This is a genomic window from Paenibacillus sp. 10L310 (genome assembly GCF_056395745.1).
Map to the genome: position 1 here is coordinate 19,161 of NZ_JBFTKC010000028.1, position 23,582 is coordinate 42,742.

Genomic DNA, 23,582 nt, shown 5'->3' on the forward strand with positions numbered 1-23,582 from the left:
TCTTACTTGATCCGTATACGTGGATCTACAATTCCTAGAATTATGTCAGACAGCAATGCCCCGAGAATGGAAGCTACGCCATACAACAATACGAGTGCAGTCACAACGCTGAAGTCACGCAATGAGATGGAACTCAGGAACAACTGCCCCATACCTGGATAACTGAATATACTTTCAATAAATACCGTACCTCCGATAAGCCCTGTAATCTCATATCCGAAGAACGCGGCGATAGGTAATAGTGAGTTCCTCAAGATATGCCTGTTGTAGATCCGGGATTCCGAGGCGCCTTTGGCTCTGGCAGTAATAACGAATTCCTTATGCTTGATATCAATGATTTCACTACGTAAATATTGAACCGTAGATACCGTTGTAATTAGTGCCATGGATAATGCCGGCAATAATAGATGATAGAACTTACTCATTACGTAGCTGAATGTGCCTGGTGTAAGACCCGGCGCAACGCTACCTCCTGTCGGGAACCAGCCGAAGTGGAATCCGAAGATCCATACCATCACCAGTGCGAAGATGAACAATGGTGCGGCAAACCCCAGGTAAGTGTATCCCGTGATCAACCGATCAGACCAGGTATCGTTGTAACGACCACTGATGATACCCAGTGGAATAGCGATCAGGTAAGTCAGTACAAGTGTCGCCAGTGCGAGCCAGAATGTATTTGCTACACGCTGACCGATCAAGTCGGTAACCGGCATTTTGAAACGGAAGGATTGCCCAAAATCACCTTGGATGGCGTTTTTGATCCAGTCCCAATATTGCACGTACCAGGGATTATTCAATCCTAGTCTCTCTCGCTGCGCTTCCAATGCTTTGGGATCAACGCTTGGATCAAGCAATCCCGTTAGTGCATCGCCCGGCATGGCTTTGGCCATCAGAAAGACCAAAAGACTTAGTAAAAAGATCTGAGGGATCATTATGATAATTCTGCGTACTATCGTTTTCCACATATGGCCTTCAACCTTTCTGAGGTAGAGCTACTCGGTGAGTATCGGAAATGGATTTGAGCGAGTATGCAAGCCCTTCCTCATCAAAGAAATTTCGGTATGAATGTTCATACTCGGATTTGACCTGTTGACGGAAGGCTACCATTTCCTCTCGTTTGGTTGGGTCCATATCCGGAATGGCTGCAATGAGACGTTTGGTATAGATGTGTTGTGGATTCTCAAAAATATCATTTGTTGTGCCCTGTTCCACATATCGACCTTTATACATAATTCCAATCTGATCACACATATGCCGGATGATGCCCAGATCGTGACTGATGAACAGATAGGTCAGATTTAATTCTTTTTGAATTTCCTGCATGAAGTTGAGTACCTGAGCTTGTACCGATACATCGAGTGCAGATACAGGTTCATCCGCGATAATTAGTTTCGGCTTCAGTGCAATAGCCCGTGCAATGCCAATCCGTTGACGCTGTCCGCCGGAGAATTCATGCGGATATTTGTAGATTGATTCCGGACTCAGGCCAACCTTTTCAAGTAATTCTCTTACTTGTCTTTTCTCCTCGGTAGCTGTCAGACGCTCATAGTTACGAAACGGCTCAGCGATAATATCGATAACCCGCTTCTTTGGATTCAGTGATGAATATGGGTCTTGAAAAATCATTTGAACATCCCGCTGGAGTTGCCTGTTCTTACGTCGCTCTGTAGCCAGATTTTTGCCGTTAAACAGAATCTTTCCGTCAGTGACATGGTTTAGCCCAATAATGGCTCTGCCTGTTGTTGTCTTACCTGAACCTGATTCGCCAACCAGACCATAGGTCTGTCCTTCTTCAATGGAGAAGCTAACATCATCAACAGCCTTTACACTGCCAATTTCCCGTTTAAGCAATCCACCGCGAATTGGAAAGTGTATCTTGAGCCCTTCTACTTCGAGTAATGCCATTATGTTATTCCTCCTCAGCTTTGGTCAGGGAAATGAAAGTGCTGGTAACAGGTACACCGTACAAAGTGACCTGGTGCAATTTCATGCATCTGTGGGTTCTCTTCATGAGCCGATTCACTAATCCATGGAATTCGGGCTTTGAATCTGCACCCTTTGCGAGGAAGATTTTTGAGTGATGGTACAATACCTTGGATGACATGTAATTTGGATCCTTCTTCAGACAGGGTGGGAATAGAGTTCAACAGTGAGCGGGTATATGGATGCTTCGCATCGTTCATCAATGTGAAGATATCTGCGATTTCAACAATTTCGCCTGCATACATAACTGCAACGCGATCAGCCATCTCAGCTACGACACCCAGATCATGTGTAATCAGAATAATGCCTGCGTTAATTTCATTCTTCAGATCTCGGATTAGTTCCAGGATCTGTAGTTGAATCGTAACGTCAAGCGCCGTCGTTGGCTCATCGGCTATAAGTAGTTCCGGTTTGTTGGCAATCGCAATGGCAATAACAATTCTCTGTCTCATACCACCAGATAGTTCGTGGGGATACTGCTTGTATATTTGTTCGGGACGTGGAATCCCTACCTGATTCAATAAGTGAATGACCTTTTCTCTCTTCTCTCTGGAAGACAGCTTGGACTGATGAAGTGTGAGAATCTCTTCAATCTGTTCACCAATAATCATTAGAGGATTTAGTGCGGACAATGGGTCCTGAAAAATCATGCCCATTTCTTTGCCGCGTAGCTTGTTTAATTTGCTTGGGGAGATGTTGGCAATATCTTGTCCTTTATAGAGAATCTGGCCTTCGATCTTTGCTTTGTTATGCAAACCCATAAGAGAGAATGCAAAAGCACTTTTACCTGACCCGGATTCACCTACAATCGCCAACACTTCATTTTTCTTCACCGTAAGGTTAACGTGATCCACTGCTGCATAATAGTCATCTTCAATTCTGAATGATGTTGTTAGATTTCTGACTTCCAATAGCTCTGTATTCAAATCAATCACCCTAACCCCATAATTTCCGTAGATTGTATTCGTGTGTAGAAATGCATCCACTGTATATTTCCAAGTTCTTGAAGATAACGAACAATAGCTTATACAAAATACCAAATTGTTAGGAGAAACAAGTTTAAGAGACTTATATTTAGACCATTGGTCAATTAATGTTGATAATTCCTAGCGGAATTATATATCAAAATAATTAATGTAATCATACGTGTAATTTTAGCTAACGTCAATGCTTATTTTGAGATTTTTGGTATAAATGTTTTTTATACTACAGATTTGGATATTAGTAATACTATAAAGGCATATAGCAGGAATTTTGAGAGGTGTTATCTTGTTTTTGGCTGTGAGGTGAACATAGGCATTTAGCCGATATAACATATACATAACATAATAGTTACATTTAGTGTATGTGTATGCTTTGATTTAAGTAGACATTCTTAATTTTGCGTGAGGTAAATGTTACATATATGAGTGATGATTATATCTCGATCTATAGCTGAATTTTATTGAACCGGAGCCGTTATGCTTACAATTGAAATAATATGTGCGATCAGAGTAAAAAATCTAGTTAATCTAGTATAGTTTTATTTATTTGCTAATGTAAAGACCAAATTGTCATCTTTTATCATTTATTTTACAAAAGAAAGAAAAAAGCCCTGCAAAATGCAGAGCTTATCTAATAATTATTCATTTAAGTGTATATATAACACCTTTTACTGAGAGTCAGGGGGTCTTTTACCACGTTTTAACTCATTAATACTCAGTCCAAAATCCATCTGCAAGTGAGGATAGTCCGGAAAGTTTGCCCAGTCTCCACCCCAAGTGAAACCTAACTCTTTGGCAAGATCCACAATTTCCATCCAGTCTGCCTCGCCATTGCCGTTATCATCACGTTCCATATCCCACACCACATCACCCTCAGGCGTCCTCAGTGCAAAATCAATTGCCAATCCGTAGTTATGATATGACTCACCACCACGTGCATTAGTAACGATATTGCCTGCGCTTGAGCGTCCTTGGTTGAATAGTGCATCTTGCTCCTCGGAACTTCGGTAACCGTGGGTGATAACAATCTCTATTCCACGTCTCGCTGCCTTACGTACCAATAATTTCTCATTCTCTGCTACCACAGGATGTAGGCCGGTGATTGGCAGAGCTTCTTGGATTGTTGTCCCAGGCCACATATTATCTATATCATCTTTTTGCTGTAACCATACATATATAATGGAAAGTAAAAGAGTAGCTATAATCCAGGTTTTCAGACTTTTTTTTCTCTGTTTGCCTTTACGTTTTGATGTATTCATATCCACTCCTGGTGTTTATTCTGAAATAAACAGCTATTCCTGCTGCCTGAACCTTTTCAGTAGATTAGACTCTATTATAATTCATTTGAGCCTTGAATGCTTCTATCACCACAGTATTGAATTCTTCCATTTGTTAGAGTGGATCTGTTATTTCTAATAATTCTATTGATATATACAAAAAAGCAGCCGGCTATAAGCCGACTGCTTCGTATGCAAGCTGAGTAAAAACTACTCAGTTGTGTATGGCAATAATGCGATTTGACGGGAGCGTTTGATTGCAATCGTCAGCATGCGTTGATATTTAGCGCTAGTACCTGTTACACGGCGTGGCAAAATTTTTCCACGTTCGCTGATAAATTTACGAAGCAAGTCCGTATCTTTATAATCGATGTGAGTAATTTTGTTAGCTGTGAAGAAGCACACTTTACGACGTTTATTACGGCCGCCACGACGTGCCGGTCTTTTATCGTTGTCTCCGCCTTCTCTTTGCTTGAAGCCCATGCTTTTCAGTCCTTTCCTATCATGTAACCCATATCTCCTAAGAGTATCAGCTCATGTTAAAATGGCAAATCATCATCCGATATATCAATCGGTTTTCCGTCATCGGAAAAAGGATCCTGATTGTTGCTACGCGAATTATTGTTATTGTTCGCGCGTCCGCCGCCTCCATAAGAAGGCTCTTCACGCATTGGTTGCCCACCGCCGCCACCGCTATTATCACGGTTAGCTGACTCCAAGAAACGGACATTATCGGCAATGACTTCGGTCACGTATACACGTTTTCCTTCGTTATTCTCGTAGTTCCGTACTTGAATGCGTCCTTCGACTGCAGCCAGGCGTCCTTTGCGCAAGTAGTTCGCACAGGTCTCGGCAAGCTGTCTCCAGGTTACGACCGGAATGAAATCGGCTTCCTTTTCTCCCCCTTGGCTTGTAAACGGTCTGTCCACTGCCAAAGTAAATTGCGTAACTGCCACTCCTGCTGGAGTGTAACGCAACTCAGGATCCCGGGTTAACCGTCCGATCAGAATGACACGGTTCAACAATGTAATCCCCTCCTTCAGAGCGTATTGGTGCGTTAATCACGAGTAGTCTTAAGCAGACTTAACGTCGTTGGTAATGAGATAACGAATTACTTCGTCAGAAATCTTCATGAGACGCTCAAGTTCAGTTACAACTGCTGGTTCAGCAGTGAAATGTACCAGAACATAAAAACCATCACGGAATTTCTTGATCTCATACGCAAGACGGCGTTTACCCATAACGTCGTGAGCTGTAACTTCACCACCGCCGTTGGAGATGATGCCTTGGAATTTATCGACTGTAGCTTGAACAACTTCTTGCTCAATGTCAGGACGAATAATGTACATCACTTCATATTTGCGCATAATTTTCACCTCCTTATGGACTCTGGCCCTCAATCTAGGTTGAGAGCAAGGAACGAGCACAAACTCGAACTATATTAATATAACAAATACCGAGTCAAAGTGCAAGCAAACGTTCCCTGTACATATTGGCACATGATCAGCCCGGCTATGGAGCACACTACAGAAGCAACAAAGTAACATAATCTGCAGAGGAGGTTTTATCATGGGTGAAAAAACCGAGTTTGAACCAGGAGACAAAGCCCCAAACGATGGAGAGTACACGGAAGTTGGGGAAAAAAGCTTTGTCACGGAAATTCAGAACCCAAAGCGGGTAACGCTGCAAAAAGGTGAAGCTTTTCCCGAAACAAGCAATCATAATCGTAAGTGGAAGAAGCTGACCAAAGCCCGCGTCCATTAATCGCAATACTTTTTTACGATCCATGTATATAAAACGGAATAAAGCACATAATACAATCAGGCGGTGCACGAGAGAGGTGTGGTTCCGTTGGACAACGAAGCCGATCATTCGCTGTTGGAGATTCATCACGTAATTTAAGAAGCAAGTGGTTATGTGTAGTAAGGCCCTTCGTCTGAAGCACGCGTATTGCTACGTGCAGTACACCAAATGTCTGATTGTTACGACCGATTGTTTCCTAACAAACAAATGCACCGCCGGATAAAGAGCCCTTCGGGGCTCTTTATTTTTCGTGTTTAAAACGTTATACAAAAAAGACTTTCCTAATGGAAAGTCTTCTTATCGATCTTTTTATTAAACTCAATGTGTATTGAGTAAATTACAATTGAAGTGGCGGAAAGGGTGGGATTCGAACCCACGCACGCTGTGACACGCCTAACTGATTTCGAGTCAGCCCCCTTGGGCCTCTTGGGTACCTTTCCGCAGCATTATTGATTATAGCATGATCATTTACAGAACGCAACACTCATACGGAGCTTGCATGTAAACGTTATTACGCATACTGCATACCGAATTATAGCAAGCTCAAGATTCAGTGGAATCCTCGGCTGAACGCAGTACCTTCTTCATGTTTTTCTCGAATTTCGCTCTTGGAATCAACACGCTGTGTTTACATCCGACACACTTAATCCGAATATCCATACCCATACGAATGATCTCCATCTCATTGCTGCCACAGGGATGCTGCTTCTTCATCTGCACAATATCCCCAAGCTGGAAACTTTTACGCTCCACCTGTGCCATCCCCCTCATCTTTCTCCAAAGCTACTGCCTGTTCCAATACGGCTTGATTGCTCATCTCATGATACTCCAGCGTTTTTTTCACATCACCCTGAATCTGACGTTCCACCGAAGCACGAGAGTTAGGCATACATTCAGCCACGATTCGCACCACATACTCAGATGTAGACATCGACTGTATACCGAGCACATCCGGCACCTTCACAATATTTAGGTCACGCTCTTCAATCCCAACCAAAGACTTCTTCACCAGATGTACTGACTCATCGAGACTTAAGTCCGCCTTCATCGGAATATCCACTACAGCCAGCGAATTTGACATGGAGTAGTTCGTTACACTTGCAATCGCCCCGTTTGGGATAATGTGCACTTCACCTTGCCAGCTGACCAGTTTCGTTGTTCTAAGTCCGATCACTTCAACCGTTCCCTTGTAGGTTCCCGTCTGAATAACATCCCCCACAGCGAACTGATCCTCCAATATAATGAAGAAACCGGTAATAACATCCTTGACCAGACCCTGTGCACCAAAACCAATGGCAAGCCCGAGCACACCAGCACTCGCGAGTAGCGGTCCAACTTGGATATTGATCTCAGATAACAGTAGCAGAATCATAATAAAATTACATGTTATGGAGGTCGCATTTTTCAACAGTTCCCCTACGGTTACGAACCTGCGCGGATTCACGCGAATCTTGCCTTCCTGCTTGCGTTCCATGGAACGATCTATAATTCGATAGACTACCTTAATGACAATACGGGTGATGATAAAAATAATGATGATCCGGATTGAGCTGAACATAATGTTAAGCCACATATCGGGATCTGCAATTTTGTTCCAGACTTTATCCGTCCAACGAAGGGCTTCATCCACGGCGGCTACCGGACCGCTAGCTGTAGTCCCTTGAGCAAACTGAAATGACAACATTCATCATCCCTCCTCTACATCGGTATGTTATCATAGCTGTCTTCTGTTTTGAAATAGAGGCCTCGGATCTCTACGAACTCGTTACGAATGATCTTCTGCACTCGCTCCAGATCCTCTTTTGGAAACTGAATACATAACGCACACCCTGCTGTAATTTCTTTTGGTGTAGGGAACAAATCAATCTCTATCTCAGCAAACTCCAGCAGCATTTCAGCACGCAGTGCCTGCTGGGTTGAATCAAATGCAATCAGCATCCAATCGTTAATCCATTCGTCCATGTTCGGCTCCTTTCACCATACGTCCAACCCTAGAGAAAAAGCTTGTCCTCTCGAAGTATAAAACGCTCTACCTTTCCATATACTGTTACTACTATTCCAAGGGAAAGGATAGATCCTATGAATCCTACTTCGCGTTCCTTTTCATCACAAGACATGACCAGTTTGAAAATCCCCCATACCGATCCAGGTATTCATTCGGCCATTACCCATCGTTTAATGTTTCACCTCTATAAAGCCCATTCTCTACAAAATGTAGTGATTGTCTGCATCGGCACAGATCGCTCAACAGGCGACTGCCTTGGTCCTCTGGTCGGATCAGCCCTTTCCAAGTGGGACAGCCCTTTATTCCATCTATATGGTACCTTGGATGAACCAGTCCATGCGATGAACCTGCAAGATACACTCCACAACATACAGAAAACACACCATAACCCTTATGTGATTGGCATTGACGCCTGTCTCGGTCAATCATCCAGTGTGGGATGCATTCAAGTTGTGAATGGTCCACTCAAGCCGGGTGCGGGGGTAAATAAAGAATTACCGCCGGTCGGCGATATCCATCTGACAGGTATCGTTAACGTCGGCGGCTTTATGGAATACTTTGTTCTACAGAACACACGGCTCAGTCTTGTTATGCGCATGTCCGAGATTATATCCAGCAGTCTGTACTCGGCCATCCGGGAATGGCATACACGTTCTACTCTGCTTGCTGTGCCAGAGTAATAGCTTCCTTTTCCTCTGGGGACAGAGTATACGTGGACTCTCCCCCTTTAAGAGGTTTGGCATATACGTAAGAACCGTCACGGTTATATATCCCCGTAAGGATCATGCCATCCTGGCTATCGTTAATCATGGCCATTGAGAAGCTCAGATCACTGCCACGCTCTCCATATGCATTGTACCTTTTCACGCCAACTTTACCTTGAATGCGGGTCAGCTTTTGCATGACAACTTGCAGCTGATTCGTTTGCAGTTTGTGTTCATCCTCAATGCTGTCCATCTGAATTTTCAGATTAACCAGCAACGATTCCAGGTCCTCTACTCCACTGCCAGCCATCATGGCTTCATATTTACGTTTAAACTTTCGTAACTTTGCCCCTTGAACAATACTCACAATCAGCAAGATCACCGTAAGTAATGCCATTCCGCCAATAATCCATAACAGCTGTTCCAGAATCAGCTCGTTTAATTCAGCCATGTAATTGCAACTACCCCTCTATATTTTTGATCAGATTAACGTCTGTCCTGTAATATTATCATTCTTTATAAATCAACCCGATATCCATAAGCTTAATCAAGCAACCCGATATCAAATGAGTTCATCATTTCAACTCTAATCTAGTCTGCCCCAGTCAATTCCAACACTGCCTTAACGAGTGCTTCCACATGTTCTCTAGTTGAATTGTACCCCACACTGGCCCTTACTGCTCCGGTAGCGGTTGTACCAGCAGATTCGTGTGCAAGCGGTGTGCAATGAAAACCGGAGCGAACCGCAATCCCATAATTCCGATCTAAACGGAAGGCCAGTTGTGCTGAATCATACCCATCTACAGTAAAAGATACTAATCCAGTGCGTGGCTGTCCAATCTCTGGACCAAGCATTCGTATACCCTTAACGGATGACAGCCCATCCATCATATGTTGGGTCAGTTCCCACTCATGTTGGTAGATGAACGCGGGTGTCATCTCAAGTACATGTTTCACACCTGCATTCAGCCCTGCGATCCCGACTGTATTCGGCGTCCCCGCTTCATACCGATCAGGACGCACCTTTGGCTGCTCTACAGCTTCTGACTGACTTCCTGTTCCTCCATGAAGTAAAGGCTCTATATCGAGCTCTGGAGCAATGTACAAGCCCCCTGTACCCTGAGGACCAAGCAGTCCCTTATGCCCTGGAAAAGCCAACATATCTATGCCCAATTGTTGTACACTCACAGGCATAACCCCAGCACTCTGAGCCGCATCTACCAATAAGATCGCCTGATGTTTACCACATAGGAGCGAAATTTCTCCAATAGGAAGAATACTGCCAAGCAGATTCGAACTATGTGTACATACCACCAATCTGGTATTGGAACGAAACATACGTTCCATTTGCATCAGATCAATGGCTCCCGCAGCATTAACAGGTACATAATCAATCTCCACATTTCGGAGTCTGCGCATATACTCTAGTGGTCGTCTGACTGAGTTATGTTCAGCCATGGTGGCAATCACATGGTCACCCTCTCTGAGCGAGCCTTGAATCGCCAGATTTAGTGCTTCTGTCGTATTTGATCCGAATGCAATATCATTCGCATTTTTGATTCCAAAGATATTGGATATGGATTTTCTCGCCTCGAACAATACACGACTTGCCTGAACAGCCATACGGTGACTTCCTCTGCCAGGATTGGCTCCGGCAATCTCCAATGCACTCAACATCGCATCACCGACAGCAGGTGGTTTGGGCCAAGATGTTGCTGCATGATCTAGATAGATAACTCCCTCCACCTCACAACCACCTCTGTCCTATAAATTAATAATTCGCCTGCACATATTGCACATATAACCCTATAAACAAAGAATGACATATCGTTTCTCCATGGTACAGAGGCGATATGTCATGACATGAGTAAGCCCCGCATGTTGTTAATGAATCATAGAGCCGACTGTTATTGTAACAATTCCAATAGCCGTTCCAGATCCTGTTGACTGTAGTAGTTGAGCTCAATTTTACCTTTATCTTTATTGTGCTTGATTTTCACTGTAGTTTTGAAACGTTCACGAAGAGATTCTTCCAATGTATCAATGAATGGATCTTTCTTTTTTAACTTCGATTTGGCTTTAGCCTCACCTGTTTTGGAGCGATCCAGTTGTTGAACAGCTTCCTCCAACTCACGTACACTCCATTGCTGATCAATGGTCTGTTTCGCAAGTTGCTTCACTATAACCTCGTCTTTAACACCTACGATCGCACGTGCATGTCCCATAGATAATGTTCCACGTGAAACATGGTCTTTTACTTCTTCGGGCAAAGATAACAGACGCAAGAAGTTAGCAATGTGAGAACGTGATTTACCTACTTTTACAGACAACTCTTCCTGAGTCAACGCGAATTGATCCATTAACCCCTGATAAGCAACTGCAACTTCCATAGCGTTCAGATTCTCCCGTTGCAGGTTCTCGATCAACGCAATCTCCATTACCTGCTGATCACTGAAGTTGCGGACTACAGCCGGTACCGTGGCATTACCACAATATTGCGAAGCTCTGAACCGTCGTTCTCCGGCAATAATCTCATAACCTCGTAATACAGGACGAACAATAATGGGTTGTATGACACCGTGCTGACGAATGGACTCAGCCAGTTCATGTATTGCGCCCTCATCAAATACTTTACGTGGTTGATAGGGGTTAGCCCGCAGTTGACTAATCGGGATTTCTACGACTTTATCATCGTCATTAATTGAAAGCGAAGGAATGAGGGCATCAAGACCTTTTCCAAGCCGCTTACTCATAAGAAATCACTTCCTTTGCGAGCTCTAAATACACTTCCGCCCCTCTTGAACGAGGGTCATACGTAATAATGGATTGACCATGAGATGGTGCTTCACTAAGCCGTACGTTACGCGGAATAATCGTTTGATATACTTTTTGTTGAAAATACTTTTTCACTTCTTCAATAACCTGAATCCCCAGATTGGTCCGCGCATCAAACATCGTCAGCAATACCCCTTCAATCTGCAGGGATGTATTCAGATGTTTCTGTACCAGACGAACTGTATTGAGCAACTGACTTAATCCTTCAAGTGCATAATACTCACACTGAATCGGAATGATCACCGAATCGGAAGCAGTCAACGAATTGATCGTTAACATACCAAGAGATGGTGGACAATCGATCAGTATGTAATCATAGTTTTTTTTCACCATGGCGAGTGATTTTTTCAGGCGAACTTCCCGTGATATCGTGGACACCAATTCGATCTCGGCTCCGGCAAGCTGAATCGTTGCAGGTATGATATGAAGGCCTTCAATCTGAGTCTCCAAAATTGCTTCTTGAGGAGGAACCTCATTAATAATGACATCATATATACAATTAGCCACATCTGCTTTATTGATTCCGACTCCGCTGGTTGTATTCCCCTGAGGGTCAATATCGACAAGCAATACTCTTTTCCCGAGTGAAGCCAGTCCTGCACCCAAGTTAACAGATGTCGTCGTTTTCCCCACACCGCCCTTTTGATTTGCTACGGCCATAATCTTAGACAATTACTTCACCTCAAATAAAATAGGAGTCTTTTCTGTAGGTTGTGAGATATTGTTAACAAAAAGCAGGCGGCTATCGTCCACACAAACAACAACTACCGTTCCATCAATATACCGACCGTTCTTTAAACATGTCAGACCTAACTTGCTTTATAGACATAAAAAGCGGCCCATTGCCGCCATAAGCTTCAATTATTTGCGTTTTGGAATATGGATAACGATCTCATAATGATCCTCATGGTCTGCTTCTTTGGTTTTGATGTCCAGACCAGAGCCAGTTACCATATCAATGGATTGGCGAATTGTATTAAGTGCAAGCCTTACATCCTTGGTAAAGGAAACACGTCTAGATTTTTTAATCTTAGAAGATTCCTTGTAGAAGGCAACACGTGCCTCTGTCTGTTTCACATTCAATTCTTTTTCGATAATCTCACCGAGCAACTTCATCTGCAGTTCTTCCGTATCCAGAGAAAGTAATGCCCTTGCATGCCGTTCAGAAATTTTGCGTTCCATCAATGCGGCCTTAATGCCGTCCGGAAGCTGTAACAACCGAATTTTGTTCGCGATGGTTGACTGGCTTTTGCCGAGTCGTTGTGCCAGACTTTCCTGTGTCAATTGATGCAAGTCGATCAGCTTCTGATAAGCGACAGCTTCCTCAATGGAAGTCAATCCTTCACGCTGCAAGTTCTCAATCAGTGCAATGGATGCGGCCTGAGAATCGTTGAATTCACGCACAATAGCCGGAATCGTATCCAAACCCAATTTTCGAACTGCACGCCAGCGACGTTCCCCGGCAATAATCTCATATGATCCATTTCGCACGCGAACGACAATAGGCTGAATTACACCATGTGTTTTGATCGTCTGCAACAACTCATCAATTTTATCATCATCAAAAATAGTACGGGGTTGATATGGGCTGCTCACAATTTCATTAACCGGAATCTGTTTGATCTCATCTCCGTTATTGCGCTCCGCCAAACCAAACAACTTCGAAAATTGTTCTTTCATTCCGCAGATTACCACCTAGTTTCGTAATAGCTCCCACAGTCTTTGCAGGTGCTTCTTATTCAATAAGCGACCTTTCACATGCATCGTTCTTGGAATAAGTTTTGCCTTTCATAACGCTTTCTGTCATGCAACATCGAACGCATATCCATCTATCTATACATATAATCTATGATCGCTGTGACCCAGGATCGGATACTTCTATTCTATCATCTTTTCTATCATAATCCTATGCTTACCTATTCTTTAAACTCTACTAATTATCCTGCTTTTTCTTTGTGAATATTGGAAATATGACGACTTGCACACATTCAATTAATGAAATTGTTCATGAGTTACTGTGCGTAAAATTCATCAATACAGGTTCTTTAAAAGATATGTAATACGAAGTATCTGTAATGTTGATCCAGTCCTCCATTTTATAAAACAAAAAAAAAGAGAATGTTTCACGTGAAACATCCTCTTCATCCATGTCTAAAATTGTATTTTGTTTTGACTTACTTCAAAACCATCACGCAACTATATCAGCGGAGTCTTCATTGGAGTACCTGGTTTACGCGGATACTTATATGGTGTCTTATCAAATTTCTGAATCAGAATGATGTGACGCTCTGATTCTTCAACCGGCAGCTGGAAAGGATGAACGGCCTTAACCCGTCCTTTCAGCTGATTGAAGCTGAACTCCGCTTCCTTCATTTCTTCACGCGGGTCTCCGCCCTTCATGGCAGCGAATATTCCACTTTTACGAACAAACGGAAGGCAGAATTCATTCAGCACAGCCAGCTTGGCTACTGCACGCGCCGTAACAAGATCGTAGCTGTCACGATACCCTTCTTTGCGCCCAATCTCTTCAGCACGTCCATGGACTAATTCCACATCAGTCAGACCAAGGATATCTACCACATGCTGTAGAAAGCCAATACGTTTATTTAATGAATCAATGATCGTCAGCTTAATATGCGGGAAACAGATCTTCAGTGGCAATCCCGGAAAACCCGCTCCTGATCCAATGTCAGCAAGCTTATTCACTTTGGTCATGTCAGTATAAAAAGCCAGCGATACCGAATCATAGAAATGTTTTGTATACACTTGCTCCCGATCCGTAATTCCAGTCAGATTCATCTTTTCATTCCAGGATACCAGTTCCTGATAATACAATTCGAATTGCTCCAACTGGAGTTCGCCCAGCTCTAATCCATGTTTCTTTAGGCGCCGCTGCAGTTGCTGTTGAATATCGTCCATTATTGTCCCCTTGCTGCGGTTACACGGTTATAATGCTCCAGGTAGACCAGCAGAATGGAGATGTCGGCAGGAGTAACTCCAGCAATACGAGAAGCCTGACCAATCGAGATTGGACGAATCGTAGCGAGCTTCTGTTTGGCTTCCATAGCAAGACCATGAATCTCATCATATACGATAGTGTCCGGAATTTTCTTTTTCTCCATCTTTTGCAAACGTTCCACGTGGATCAATTGTTTCTCAATATAACCCGCATATTTAATTTGTATTTCCACTTGTTCTTTCATATCTGCTGTCAGTTCTACCTCAGATGGTGAGAGCTGTTCAATCAGTTCATACCCCAGCTCCGGGCGACGCAGCAAGGTAAGCAACGTACTGCCATCCTGAATAGGTGTAGATCCGTACTCTTCCAGCTTGGCATTCACTTCAACCGGGCGAGCTTTAGCCACTTTCAGACGTGCAACTTCCTGCTCGACTTTCGCCTTTTTATCCAGGAATTTCGCATAACGCTCTTCAGGGATCAGGCCAATGTCATGTCCGATTTCCGTCAAACGCATATCTGCATTATCATGGCGAAGCAACAGACGATACTCAGCGCGTGAAGTCAACAGACGATACGGTTCATTTGTACCCTTTGTCACCAGATCATCAATCAGCACGCCAATATAACCTTGGGAACGATCAAGTATTACCGGCTCTTTCCCCTGTACTTTGAGTGCAGCGTTGATTCCAGCCATAACACCTTGTCCTGCTGCTTCTTCATAGCCGGAGGTACCATTAATCTGACCCGCCGTAAACAGACCTGGTAGACGTTTAGTTTCCAGTGATGGCCACAATTGTGTAGGCACCATCGCATCGTATTCAATCGCATAACCATTACGCATCATTTCCACTTTTTCCATACCTGGAATGGAACGCAGCATAGCCAGTTGAACGTCTTCTGGCATACTCGTAGACAACCCCTGTACGTAATACTCGGATGTGTTCTTGCCTTCCGGCTCAAGGAATATCTGATGTTTCGGCTTGTCGCTGAAACGAACAATTTTATCTTCAATGGAAGGGCAATAACGTGGTCCGGTTCCTTCAATAAGCCCCGAGAACATCGGAGCACGATGCAGATTATCATTAATAATCTGATGTGTATCCACAGATGTATACGTCAACCAGCAAGGCAACTGCTCATTATCAGAAGATTCTGTTTCATAGGAGAAGAACTTCGGCTTGTCATCACCAGGCTGAATTTCGGTTTTGCTAAAATCAATCGTATCCTTATGCACACGTGGTGGTGTACCTGTTTTAAAACGAACCAGATCAAAGCCCAGTTCACGCAGATTCTCTGACAATTTAAGAGAGGGTTGTTGATTGTTCGGTCCACTCTCATACATCAACTCGCCCATAATTACTTTACCGCGCAAGTATGTGCCTGTTGTCAGAACGACCGCTTTAGCCCGATACTCTGTTCCGGTCTGAGTCACAACGCCTACACATTTTCCGTCTTCAACGATCAGTGAATCAACCATACCCTGACGCATCGTCAGATTACGTTCATTCTCCATCGTTTCCTTCATTTTATGCTGGTAGGAGAATTTATCTGCCTGAGCACGAAGCGCGTGAACAGCAGGCCCTTTACCCGTGTTAAGCATCCGCATCTGAATAAAGGTTTTATCGATATTCCGTCCCATTTCTCCACCAAGTGCATCAATCTCACGGACAACATGTCCTTTAGCCGGTCCCCCAATAGATGGGTTACAAGGCATAAAAGCCACCATATCCAGATTGATCGTAATCATTAGTGTTTTGGACCCCATACGAGCTGCGGCCAGCGCGGATTCCACACCAGCATGCCCTGCACCAACGACGATTACATCATAACTGCCGCCATCAAAAGCCATTCCCGTTTACCTCCTTATTCCGCTGCATTTGGTGTAACTCACGCAGACGGATCATGTTCTACAATAATGAAACTACTTCTAACCGTTCATCGGAACTTGCATCCCTATCTATATGAAACCAACACGTAATGGCTACAATATCATTCTATCCTTTGACAACAGGCAGAAATTGTACCTCTCCATCATACACTACGATTTAACTCAATCGGCAGTATATTATTTTTACTTTCCTAGACAGAACTGGGAGAAAATCTGATCAATTAATGCATCATGTGCTGTATCTCCAACAATCTCGCCCAAATGCTCCCACGCCAAACGAACATCAATCTGTATCATATCGATCGGAATGAACTGCTCTGCTGCTTCATAGGCATCAACCAGAGACTGCTTCGCTTTTTTGAGCAAAGCAATATGACGCACATTGCTGACATAGGTCAGGTCTGCTGACTCCAGTTTACCACTGAAGAATAGCGTAGAGATGGCATCTTCCAGTCGATCCACACCCAGATCATCTTTCACCGACATCGGTACAAGCCGTTCTTCCGGAATGTAACGAAGCAGCACGTCACGTTCTACCTGTGGCGTTAAGTCCATTTTATTCATAATGATTATCGATTGTCTACCGCGGATTTGTTCCAATAATTCAATCTCATCGGGATGAAGTGGCTCCGCGGCATTCACAACCATCAAGATCAGATCGGCTTCACTTACTGCAGAACGAGAGCGTTCTACCCCGATCTTCTCTACAACGTCCATTGTTTCCCGGATTCCTGCTGTATCCAGCAATTTCAGTGGAATATTATTAATCGTAATGAACTCCTCGATCACATCACGAGTTGTTCCTGGAATGTCCGTAACGATGGCCCGATTGTCTTGCGCAAGTGTATTCATCAATGAGGATTTACCTACGTTAGGTCGTCCAACGATAGCCGTCGTGATACCCTCTCGCAGGATCTTTCCTTGCTCTGCTGTAGTCAGCAATTTATCAATTTCAGTCATAACCTGACTGGACTTTTCCTTAATAAAATCAGACGTTAACGACTCCACATCATGCTCGGGATAATCGATATTCACTTCAATATGAGCCAGTGTTTCCACCAATGTATATCGTAGATCACGCAATTTGGAGGACAGCTTGCCTTCAACCTGTTTCAGTGCAACCGAGAAAGCTCGGTCCGACTTGGAACGAATAAGATCCATGACACCTTCCGCCTGAGACAGGTCAATCCGCCCATTGAGGAAAGCACGCTTCGTGAACTCACCGGGTTCAGCCAGACGAATATCAAGCTGCAACAACAGGTCCATGACCCGTTTAACAGACACTACACCGCCATGCGCACTGATCTCCACCACATCTTCTGTTGTGAACGAGCGTGGTGCTCGCATTACCGTAACCAATACTTCCTCAATCTTTTCCCCATTAACGGGATCTATGATATGACCATAATGAACCGTGTGAGATTCTGCCTGAGTTAAAGGGGTTTTGCTGCGAAAAATCTTTTCCGTCTCCGACACTGCTTCCGGGCCGCTGACCCGGATCACGGCGATACCCGCCTCTCCGACAGCCGTTGATATCGCTGTGATCGTATCACTGATCATAGTTATCTCTCCTTGCTCTATTTTAAATTGCCGTCCCTCTGGGGACGCCATATCCATTTTCAAATCTATTAATGATATATCATATGACATGTTGTTTATCGTATTAAGTCCACTCTTTACTTGTTCTACGCACCTTATCAAATTGCTTCTGTACGAAAAAAGCAATGGCTTCTGCACCGGGCAGGAAGCCATTGCGTCTTCAATTTCGTGTTATTTCGTCGTAATAACCACACGCCGATTAGGCTCCTCGCCCTTACTTAACGTCTTAATCTGCGGGTGATTTTGCAGTTTTGCATGGATGACTTTTCGTTCGAGCGGAGGCATTGGTTCCAGTACAACTTCCTTACCGGTACGGATTGCTTGTCCAGCCAACCGTTCAGCCAGATCCTCCAGCGTCTTCCGCCGACGTTGACGGAAATTCTCCGCGTCGAGCACAATTCGAACGAAGCTTTCCGAATATCGGTTCGCTACAATGTTCGTTAGATACTGAAGCGCATCCAGCGTCTGTCCACGTCTGCCAATAATCATGCCCAGATCTTCGCCGGCAATATTGAAGATATGTCCATCCCGCTGTTTTTTGATATGCACTTCAACATCAAGTCCCATACCTGCTGCGACCTCTTTCAAGAAAGCAGCCGCTTCTTCATAGGGATTTTTAGCTGCAACATCCTCGAGTAATGCATCTACTTCAGACTTGTATGCAGCTGATTTGATCGGCTGTGGAACAACTTCCGGTACAGGCAATAATTTCACTTCAACTTTGGCCGCCCTCACCCCGAACAAACCCAGGAATCCTTTTGACGGCTGCTCTAACACTTGTATCTCGACCTTGTCCCGACTTACGCCAAGCTCGGTCAATCCTTGGTTTACAGCATCTTCAACGGTTTTTCCTGACGTAATGACTTTGGTCATTTCGATTTTTTGGCCCCTTTCGACCCTTTCCCAGAGACGGTCGCTTTGCCACCGTTTTTGCGTTTAGCTCCATTTTTGGAAGAGCTATTCTGCTTCACGTTGACCTCAGCTACGATTTTATCATTATTCCGGTAAAGGAAATAGTTTTGCACGATCGTGTAGATGTTACTGTAGAACCAGTACAGCGGAAGTGCTGACGGGAACTGATAAGACATCACGAAGATCAAAATCGGGTACACCCACAGCATAAACTGCATCGGACCAATTTGCTGTGCAGGGTTCATACGCATCATCATCCAAGTTTGAATGAATGTTGTGATGGCAGCCAGCACTGGCAAAATAAACAGGTGATCGGGTGATCCGAGCTGGAGCCACAAGAAATCATGCGTTCTCAGACTGGAGTTTCCGTAAATTGAGTTATAAAGTGCGATGTAAATCGGCATCTGAATGATAAGTGGCAGACAACCGGCCATCGGATTAACTTTGTTCTCCTGGAACAACTTCATTGTTTCTTGCTGAACTTTCTCAGGTGTATCTTTAAACTTGGCTTGAATCTCCTTCAGCTGCGGCTGAATCGCCTGCATAGCTTTGGAGCTACGGACTTGTTTCATTGTTAGTGGTAAAATCAATGTCCGTACAATAAGCACCATCACGAGGACGGCCAGTCCATATTCACCTTTGAACCAGTTGGCGAATGTATCCAGCGCCAGTGAGAACCAGTACACAACATTGGCTTGCCAAAAAGAATCACTATTCTTTAGATCTTCCGTAGTAACCCCGGCTCCTTGTGGAGTACATCCGGCGAGTACAGTGACCATTGCAATGACTGCAATGAGGAGAATCCACTTCCCCTTTGATGTCTTCAATCGCGACACTTCATAACCCCTCTCTTAACCATTCCATTCCATCGTAAAATCATACCATAATTAGGAGGACAAATAAACCGAAGCTTACCGCTTGCTCGACTTCAAAAGAGAGCCCTTTCGCATCGCATGTAGCAGGCTTTTTTCCATTTCCTTATAGGGCATGTCCAGTGCACCTTTTCTGACGATAAAAATCAGATCCATCTGCGTGACGATCTCATGCTCATGATGACGAACAATTTCCTTGATCATGCGTCTCATCCGGTTGCGTACGACAGCGTTTCCGATTTTCTTGCTGCATGATACGCCGACCCGAAATTGTTCCGTATCTTTACGGCGACAGCCATACACCACGAATTGATGATTGGCAAACGATTTCCCATACCGGTATACGCGACTAAAGTCCGCCCGGTTTCGTAGACGCAGTCTTTTATACACGGCGCTTCTCCTTGCTCTTCTCCACCAATGTTATTGACGGAGGCCTCATTACTGATTTAGTATAGGCTTTCTTGAATGACGGTAAACCGCCTTGGCGACAACTTCATTTGGGATGATTGTTAATCAGCTACTTGAACTGATCCGCATTCATCCGGGATGAATGTTGATTGGCCATTTCAACCTATCAACGATTCATCATTATATAAGGTAAGTTTTCGAAAAATGGAAAACTCACTCAACATACATTCGTGTGTGTTCAGCACTTTTTCGCAGACCATTCAGACCTGATCTGTAGTAGCATCCAGTCTGATTTGACCTAATTAAGAAAAAAAAGACCACCTCGGTGGTCTTCAATGCATTAAGCACTCAGGTTTTTACGGCCTTTAAGGCGACGTGCGGCCAAAATTTTACGGCCGTTGCTCGTGCTCATTCTTTTCCGGAAACCATGAACTTTTTTACGTTTGCTAACGTTCGGTTTGAATGTAGGTCTCAATGTATTGCACCTCCTCACAAGGAAATACTTATGTGATGAATCACTTTCATCTTCACAGAAAACACCTTTATATATTTAACCATGATCACCTGGAAAAGTCAACTGCAAGGCGCAAGGCTTTTCCCTCTTTTATATACACTCTTCATCCCACCCATAGTAATGACCACAGTCCGTTCAATTCAATACCAATTTCAAGCCCCGAAGAGAGTCCTGAAAGTTATCCCCAGACCCCGATCAGATCACCATATTTCAGCTTTTATAGTTATCCACACCCTCTAATACCTGTTATCTCCTTCATTTCATCCTGTTTGAAGTTATTCACATGTGGATAATGATTATAGGCTATTAATATCGTCATATTCTAATCCGGTTGTATCCGCTTCAATTAAGGTTTACAAGCTTTTGAGAAAGTTGTAGGATAAAAATCACATCTTGTATACAAGTAGTCCTTTGAAAAAAACATTAGCCGTTAGCTTGCAGCTACAGACTATGGATGGAACTGAATGTCCAGTCCGCAAAATAGTTATGCTATGATCAGTAATGAACTGATTACTTATTAATAGGAGCGTTAGCCATATGTTATTTCCTTCTTCCTGGCTTCAAGGGGCTTCCCGTGGTGAAGCCATTGCCTGCGAATTAAGGCTGCGGATCATCAGCGGTACCCTTCGACCTGGAGAGATTTTGTCGGAAAACCGAATTGCGGCTGATTTTGACAGCAGTCGTTCACCTGTCCGTGAAGCGTTACGAACATTGTCCAATGAAGGACTTATTCGACTTGAACGTATGGGTGTCGTTGTCATTGGACTACGAATCAAGGATGTCGAAGAATTGTATGATGTCCGTTTCCTGATTGAAAGTTTTGTGCAGCAGCGACTTGCTGGTGATGTCCCAGAATCATTAATCACCCAGTTGCGTAACGTGATCGACAAAATGCAACTTGCTGGACGGCATCAGGACGCCGTCGAATTCGCCTATCAGGATCTCGTTTTCCACGAGACCATCATTGAAGCTGCTCAGCATTCCCGTATTTCACATCTATGGAAGAGTATTCGATATGTTGTGATGACCGTTATGCTGCTTACAACGCGCAGAGTATTTGTTCAAGGTGAGCAGAAAGTAAGCGCTGTAATTGAGAAACACCGTTTGCTCGTTGAAGCACTTGAATCAGGTGACAAGATGCTCATTCAGGCTGGAGTCCGCACGTATTTCCAAGATTCAGGCAAAACCCTGCACGAAAGCTTTGATTCTTAATCGATGCAAGGCGTTTGCAATCATATCCGTCGTGAATGATTGCGCCTTAACTTGTCGACAAGTATACAAAATGCGATTTGTTTCAAATTTGGGCATGATAAAACTACATTTTTCGCCAACACCTTCTGCGGTACTGGTACAACTTTAATTGTTGACGCTAATTTCACTTGTAAGCGTTCTATATCAGAAATAAAGGAGCACACAACATCATGAGCACTCTTTTTGGACTATCCCACAACGCAACATTATTGGTTTGGACGTTAATTGCGATCGTTTTTCTGATCGTTTTGATCTCCAAGTATAAATGGAATCCCTTTATCACCCTGCTGTTGTCCGCATTAATGCTCGGTTTGCTTACAGGCATGAAACCTGCCGATGTGATCTCTTCCATTACCGGGGGACTTGGCGGCACACTTGGAACCATCGCAATTGTTATTGCTCTCGGTACAATGCTTGGTAAGATGATGGCCGAATCTGGCGGTGCCGAGCGCATTGCAACGACATTAGTTGATCGGTTTGGTGTGAAACGTGTGCACTGGGCCATGATGATTGTTGGATTTATCGTGGGTATTCCCGTTTTCTTCGAAGTTGGCGTGATTTTGATGATCCCTATCATTTTCACCGTTGCACGTAAAACCAACATGTCTTTGCTGCAGATTGGTATTCCCATTTTGGCAGGTCTGTCGACTGTACACGGTTTGGTTCCACCCCATCCAGCGCCAATGATAGCAATTGAAGCCTTCAGCGCGGATCTGGGTAAAACCATTTTGTACTCCCTTATTGTTGGTATTCCTACAGCGATTATTGCAGGTCCTTTGTTTGGTAAATTTATTGGAAAAAGGATACACACCGAACCGCCAGCAGAACTGGCTGAACAATTCGCAACCAAAACAAACAGCAACATGCCAGGGTTTGGTATTACCCTGTTTACCATATTGCTGCCGGTTATTTTGATGCTGATTGGTTCCATAGCAAGCATCATTGACCCAAATGCCACGAGCGGTTTCACCGTTTTCAGTGAATTTATCGGTCATGAGATCATTGCTTTGCTCATTTCAGTTGTATTTGCCCTCTTTTCACTCGGCTTTGCACGTGGATTCACCAAACACGATATTTCCCGTTTCACCAGTGAATGTCTGGCGCCTACGGCGACCATCATTCTCATTATTGGTGGAGGCGGTGCCTTCAAACAGGTATTGATCAATAGTGGTGTGGGTAACGCGATTGCTGAAGTCGCTACCCATGCCAACATCAACGTGATCCTGTTTGCCTGGCTTGTCGCTGGGCTCATTCGTGTAGCTACCGGTTCAGCAACCGTAGCCATGACAACAGCCGCCGGTATTGTCGCTCCAGTGCTTGCACTCACACCAGGGGCCAATATTGAGCTGGTTGTACTCGCCACAGGTGCGGGGTCACTCATCTTGTCTCATGTAAACGATGCGGGATTCTGGATGATCAAAGAATTCTTCAATATGAGCGTTTCCCAGACATTGAAAACGTGGACCGTTATGGAAACACTATTATCTGTAGTGGGACTGATCTTTATTTTGCTCCTGAGTACAGTGGTATAAATGGAGTATCTATAGTAGAAAGAAATTAAAATCTTATCGCTTTCTGAAGAAAGAAGG

26 protein-coding genes and 1 tRNA gene are annotated in these 23,582 nt (G+C 44.0%); 4 read left to right on the forward strand and 23 right to left on the reverse strand.

Features of this window, described 5'->3' with window-relative positions:
* Window positions 1-2: 2 nt before the first annotated feature.
* The 7 genes from opp4B to rpsF form a co-directional block, all read right to left on the reverse strand.
* Window positions 3-965: an oligopeptide ABC transporter permease gene (gene opp4B, locus AC1DE7_RS29720; protein ID WP_036611942.1), complete on the reverse strand. Its 963-nt coding sequence runs from the start codon at window positions 963-965 to the stop codon at window positions 3-5.
* A 7-nt stretch (window positions 966-972) separates the two neighbouring features.
* Window positions 973-1,905 (reverse strand): ABC transporter ATP-binding protein, encoded by a 933-nt coding sequence (locus tag AC1DE7_RS29725; RefSeq protein WP_047841027.1) that lies wholly within the window; start codon window positions 1,903-1,905, stop codon window positions 973-975.
* A gap of 14 nt (window positions 1,906-1,919) precedes the next feature.
* Complete coding sequence (locus AC1DE7_RS29730; protein WP_026081379.1) at window positions 1,920-2,909, reverse strand: ABC transporter ATP-binding protein; 990 nt, start codon at window positions 2,907-2,909, stop codon at window positions 1,920-1,922.
* Between the two features lie 725 nt (window positions 2,910-3,634).
* Entirely contained in the window at window positions 3,635-4,225 is a 591-nt protein-coding gene (locus tag AC1DE7_RS29735) for a M15 family metallopeptidase (RefSeq protein WP_127547524.1), read from the reverse strand.
* 228 nt (window positions 4,226-4,453) lie between these two features.
* Window positions 4,454-4,726 carry a 30S ribosomal protein S18 gene (gene rpsR / locus AC1DE7_RS29740; protein ID WP_017691433.1) on the reverse strand — a complete coding sequence of 91 codons (273 nt, stop codon included), beginning with the start codon at window positions 4,724-4,726 and terminating at the stop codon, window positions 4,454-4,456.
* Window positions 4,727-4,782: 56 nt separating this feature from the next.
* Complete coding sequence (gene ssb, locus AC1DE7_RS29745; protein ID WP_017691432.1) at window positions 4,783-5,268, reverse strand: single-stranded DNA-binding protein; 486 nt, start codon at window positions 5,266-5,268, stop codon at window positions 4,783-4,785.
* Between the two features lie 48 nt (window positions 5,269-5,316).
* Complete coding sequence (gene rpsF / locus AC1DE7_RS29750; protein WP_036611944.1) at window positions 5,317-5,610, reverse strand: 30S ribosomal protein S6; 294 nt, start codon at window positions 5,608-5,610, stop codon at window positions 5,317-5,319.
* A gap of 202 nt (window positions 5,611-5,812) precedes the next feature.
* On the opposite strand from rpsF, the gene AC1DE7_RS29755 reads away from it, so the two are divergent.
* Window positions 5,813-6,007: a YjzC family protein gene (locus tag AC1DE7_RS29755; protein ID WP_036671877.1), complete on the forward strand. Its 195-nt coding sequence runs from the start codon at window positions 5,813-5,815 to the stop codon at window positions 6,005-6,007.
* Between the two features lie 388 nt (window positions 6,008-6,395).
* On the opposite strand, the gene AC1DE7_RS29760 is transcribed toward AC1DE7_RS29755, so the two are convergent.
* The 4 genes from AC1DE7_RS29760 to AC1DE7_RS29775 form a co-directional block, all read right to left on the reverse strand.
* Window positions 6,396-6,486 (reverse strand) — tRNA-Ser (locus AC1DE7_RS29760).
* Between the two features lie 103 nt (window positions 6,487-6,589).
* Window positions 6,590-6,799: a DUF951 domain-containing protein gene (locus AC1DE7_RS29765; RefSeq protein WP_036611950.1), complete on the reverse strand. Its 210-nt coding sequence runs from the start codon at window positions 6,797-6,799 to the stop codon at window positions 6,590-6,592.
* Window positions 6,789-7,730, reverse strand: coding sequence for a mechanosensitive ion channel family protein (locus AC1DE7_RS29770; RefSeq protein WP_477535747.1), 942 nt, complete (start codon window positions 7,728-7,730; stop codon window positions 6,789-6,791). The genes AC1DE7_RS29765 and AC1DE7_RS29770 overlap by 11 nt, the downstream gene beginning before the upstream one ends.
* A 14-nt stretch (window positions 7,731-7,744) precedes the next feature.
* Window positions 7,745-8,008 carry a putative Se/S carrier protein gene (locus AC1DE7_RS29775; RefSeq protein WP_017691427.1) on the reverse strand — a complete coding sequence of 88 codons (264 nt, stop codon included), beginning with the start codon at window positions 8,006-8,008 and terminating at the stop codon, window positions 7,745-7,747.
* A gap of 117 nt (window positions 8,009-8,125) precedes the next feature.
* Between AC1DE7_RS29775 and yyaC the strand changes: the two genes are divergently transcribed.
* A complete protein-coding gene (gene yyaC / locus AC1DE7_RS29780; protein WP_036611957.1) occupies window positions 8,126-8,731 on the forward strand; it encodes a spore protease YyaC in 606 nt (201 codons plus the stop codon).
* On the opposite strand, the gene AC1DE7_RS29785 is transcribed toward yyaC, so the two are convergent.
* The 12 genes from AC1DE7_RS29785 to rpmH all read right to left on the reverse strand — a co-directional run bounded on the left by AC1DE7_RS29785 (window position 8,706) and on the right by rpmH (window position 20,703).
* Window positions 8,706-9,206 carry a DUF4446 family protein gene (locus tag AC1DE7_RS29785; protein WP_036611960.1) on the reverse strand — a complete coding sequence of 167 codons (501 nt, stop codon included), beginning with the start codon at window positions 9,204-9,206 and terminating at the stop codon, window positions 8,706-8,708. The two genes, yyaC and AC1DE7_RS29785, sit on opposite strands and share 26 nt — an antisense overlap.
* A 140-nt stretch (window positions 9,207-9,346) precedes the next feature.
* Window positions 9,347-10,501, reverse strand: coding sequence for an aminotransferase class V-fold PLP-dependent enzyme (locus tag AC1DE7_RS29790; protein WP_477535748.1), 1,155 nt, complete (start codon window positions 10,499-10,501; stop codon window positions 9,347-9,349).
* A gap of 161 nt (window positions 10,502-10,662) precedes the next feature.
* On the reverse strand, window positions 10,663-11,508 hold the full coding sequence (locus AC1DE7_RS29795) for a ParB/RepB/Spo0J family partition protein (protein WP_036611964.1): 846 nt from the start codon (window positions 11,506-11,508) through the stop codon (window positions 10,663-10,665).
* Window positions 11,501-12,262, reverse strand: coding sequence for a ParA family protein (locus AC1DE7_RS29800; RefSeq protein ID WP_036611966.1), 762 nt, complete (start codon window positions 12,260-12,262; stop codon window positions 11,501-11,503). The genes AC1DE7_RS29795 and AC1DE7_RS29800 overlap by 8 nt, the downstream gene beginning before the upstream one ends.
* A 189-nt stretch (window positions 12,263-12,451) precedes the next feature.
* On the reverse strand, window positions 12,452-13,270 hold the full coding sequence (noc, locus tag AC1DE7_RS29805) for a nucleoid occlusion protein (protein WP_036611968.1): 819 nt from the start codon (window positions 13,268-13,270) through the stop codon (window positions 12,452-12,454).
* A gap of 516 nt (window positions 13,271-13,786) precedes the next feature.
* Window positions 13,787-14,509, reverse strand: coding sequence for a 16S rRNA (guanine(527)-N(7))-methyltransferase RsmG (gene rsmG, locus AC1DE7_RS29810; RefSeq protein ID WP_036611970.1), 723 nt, complete (start codon window positions 14,507-14,509; stop codon window positions 13,787-13,789).
* Window positions 14,509-16,398, reverse strand: a complete 1,890-nt coding sequence (gene mnmG, locus AC1DE7_RS29815) for a tRNA uridine-5-carboxymethylaminomethyl(34) synthesis enzyme MnmG (RefSeq protein ID WP_036611972.1) — start codon at window positions 16,396-16,398, stop codon at window positions 14,509-14,511. The genes rsmG and mnmG overlap by 1 nt, the downstream gene beginning before the upstream one ends.
* Window positions 16,399-16,620: 222 nt before the next feature.
* Window positions 16,621-17,997, reverse strand: coding sequence for a tRNA uridine-5-carboxymethylaminomethyl(34) synthesis GTPase MnmE (mnmE, locus tag AC1DE7_RS29820; RefSeq protein WP_477535749.1), 1,377 nt, complete (start codon window positions 17,995-17,997; stop codon window positions 16,621-16,623).
* A 210-nt stretch (window positions 17,998-18,207) separates the two neighbouring features.
* On the reverse strand, window positions 18,208-18,909 hold the full coding sequence (jag, locus tag AC1DE7_RS29825; RefSeq protein ID WP_127547530.1) for an RNA-binding cell elongation regulator Jag/EloR: 702 nt from the start codon (window positions 18,907-18,909) through the stop codon (window positions 18,208-18,210).
* A complete protein-coding gene (locus AC1DE7_RS29830; protein WP_076252192.1) occupies window positions 18,906-19,784 on the reverse strand; it encodes a YidC/Oxa1 family membrane protein insertase in 879 nt (292 codons plus the stop codon). The genes jag and AC1DE7_RS29830 overlap by 4 nt, the downstream gene beginning before the upstream one ends.
* 75 nt (window positions 19,785-19,859) lie before the next feature.
* On the reverse strand, window positions 19,860-20,210 hold the full coding sequence (gene rnpA, locus AC1DE7_RS29835) for a ribonuclease P protein component (RefSeq protein ID WP_036611981.1): 351 nt from the start codon (window positions 20,208-20,210) through the stop codon (window positions 19,860-19,862).
* Between the two features lie 358 nt (window positions 20,211-20,568).
* Window positions 20,569-20,703, reverse strand: coding sequence for a 50S ribosomal protein L34 (rpmH, locus tag AC1DE7_RS29840; protein ID WP_017691413.1), 135 nt, complete (start codon window positions 20,701-20,703; stop codon window positions 20,569-20,571).
* Between the two features lie 576 nt (window positions 20,704-21,279).
* On the opposite strand from rpmH, the gene AC1DE7_RS29845 reads away from it, so the two are divergent.
* Together AC1DE7_RS29845 and AC1DE7_RS29850 are read left to right on the forward strand one after the other, a co-directional pair.
* Entirely contained in the window at window positions 21,280-21,954 is a 675-nt protein-coding gene (locus AC1DE7_RS29845) for a GntR family transcriptional regulator (protein ID WP_017691412.1), read from the forward strand.
* 209 nt (window positions 21,955-22,163) lie between these two features.
* On the forward strand, window positions 22,164-23,525 hold the full coding sequence (locus AC1DE7_RS29850; protein ID WP_036671886.1) for a GntT/GntP/DsdX family permease: 1,362 nt from the start codon (window positions 22,164-22,166) through the stop codon (window positions 23,523-23,525).
* The last annotated feature ends 57 nt before the right edge of the window (window positions 23,526-23,582 follow it).

Coding starts and splice junctions, on each gene's coding strand:
- opp4B (WP_036611942.1), bottom strand. CDS start 965: ATGTGGAAAACGATAGTACGCAGAATTATCATAATGATCCCTCAGATC.
- AC1DE7_RS29725 (WP_047841027.1), bottom strand. CDS start 1,905: ATGGCATTACTCGAAGTAGAAGGGCTCAAGATACACTTTCCAATTCGC.
- AC1DE7_RS29735 (WP_127547524.1), bottom strand. CDS start 4,225: ATGAATACATCAAAACGTAAAGGCAAACAGAGAAAAAAAAGTCTGAAA.
- rpsR (WP_017691433.1), bottom strand. CDS start 4,726: ATGGGCTTCAAGCAAAGAGAAGGCGGAGACAACGATAAAAGACCGGCA.
- rpsF (WP_036611944.1), bottom strand. CDS start 5,610: ATGCGCAAATATGAAGTGATGTACATTATTCGTCCTGACATTGAGCAA.
- AC1DE7_RS29755 (WP_036671877.1), top strand. CDS start 5,813: ATGGGTGAAAAAACCGAGTTTGAACCAGGAGACAAAGCCCCAAACGAT.
- AC1DE7_RS29770 (WP_477535747.1), bottom strand. CDS start 7,730: ATGTTGTCATTTCAGTTTGCTCAAGGGACTACAGCTAGCGGTCCGGTA.
- AC1DE7_RS29775 (WP_017691427.1), bottom strand. CDS start 8,008: ATGGACGAATGGATTAACGATTGGATGCTGATTGCATTTGATTCAACC.
- yyaC (WP_036611957.1), top strand. CDS start 8,126: ATGAATCCTACTTCGCGTTCCTTTTCATCACAAGACATGACCAGTTTG.
- AC1DE7_RS29785 (WP_036611960.1), bottom strand. CDS start 9,206: ATGGCTGAATTAAACGAGCTGATTCTGGAACAGCTGTTATGGATTATT.
- AC1DE7_RS29795 (WP_036611964.1), bottom strand. CDS start 11,508: ATGAGTAAGCGGCTTGGAAAAGGTCTTGATGCCCTCATTCCTTCGCTT.
- noc (WP_036611968.1), bottom strand. CDS start 13,270: ATGAAAGAACAATTTTCGAAGTTGTTTGGTTTGGCGGAGCGCAATAAC.
- rsmG (WP_036611970.1), bottom strand. CDS start 14,509: ATGGACGATATTCAACAGCAACTGCAGCGGCGCCTAAAGAAACATGGA.
- mnmG (WP_036611972.1), bottom strand. CDS start 16,398: ATGGCTTTTGATGGCGGCAGTTATGATGTAATCGTCGTTGGTGCAGGG.
- mnmE (WP_477535749.1), bottom strand. CDS start 17,997: ATGATCAGTGATACGATCACAGCGATATCAACGGCTGTCGGAGAGGCG.
- jag (WP_127547530.1), bottom strand. CDS start 18,909: ATGACCAAAGTCATTACGTCAGGAAAAACCGTTGAAGATGCTGTAAAC.
- AC1DE7_RS29845 (WP_017691412.1), top strand. CDS start 21,280: ATGTTATTTCCTTCTTCCTGGCTTCAAGGGGCTTCCCGTGGTGAAGCC.
- AC1DE7_RS29850 (WP_036671886.1), top strand. CDS start 22,164: ATGAGCACTCTTTTTGGACTATCCCACAACGCAACATTATTGGTTTGG.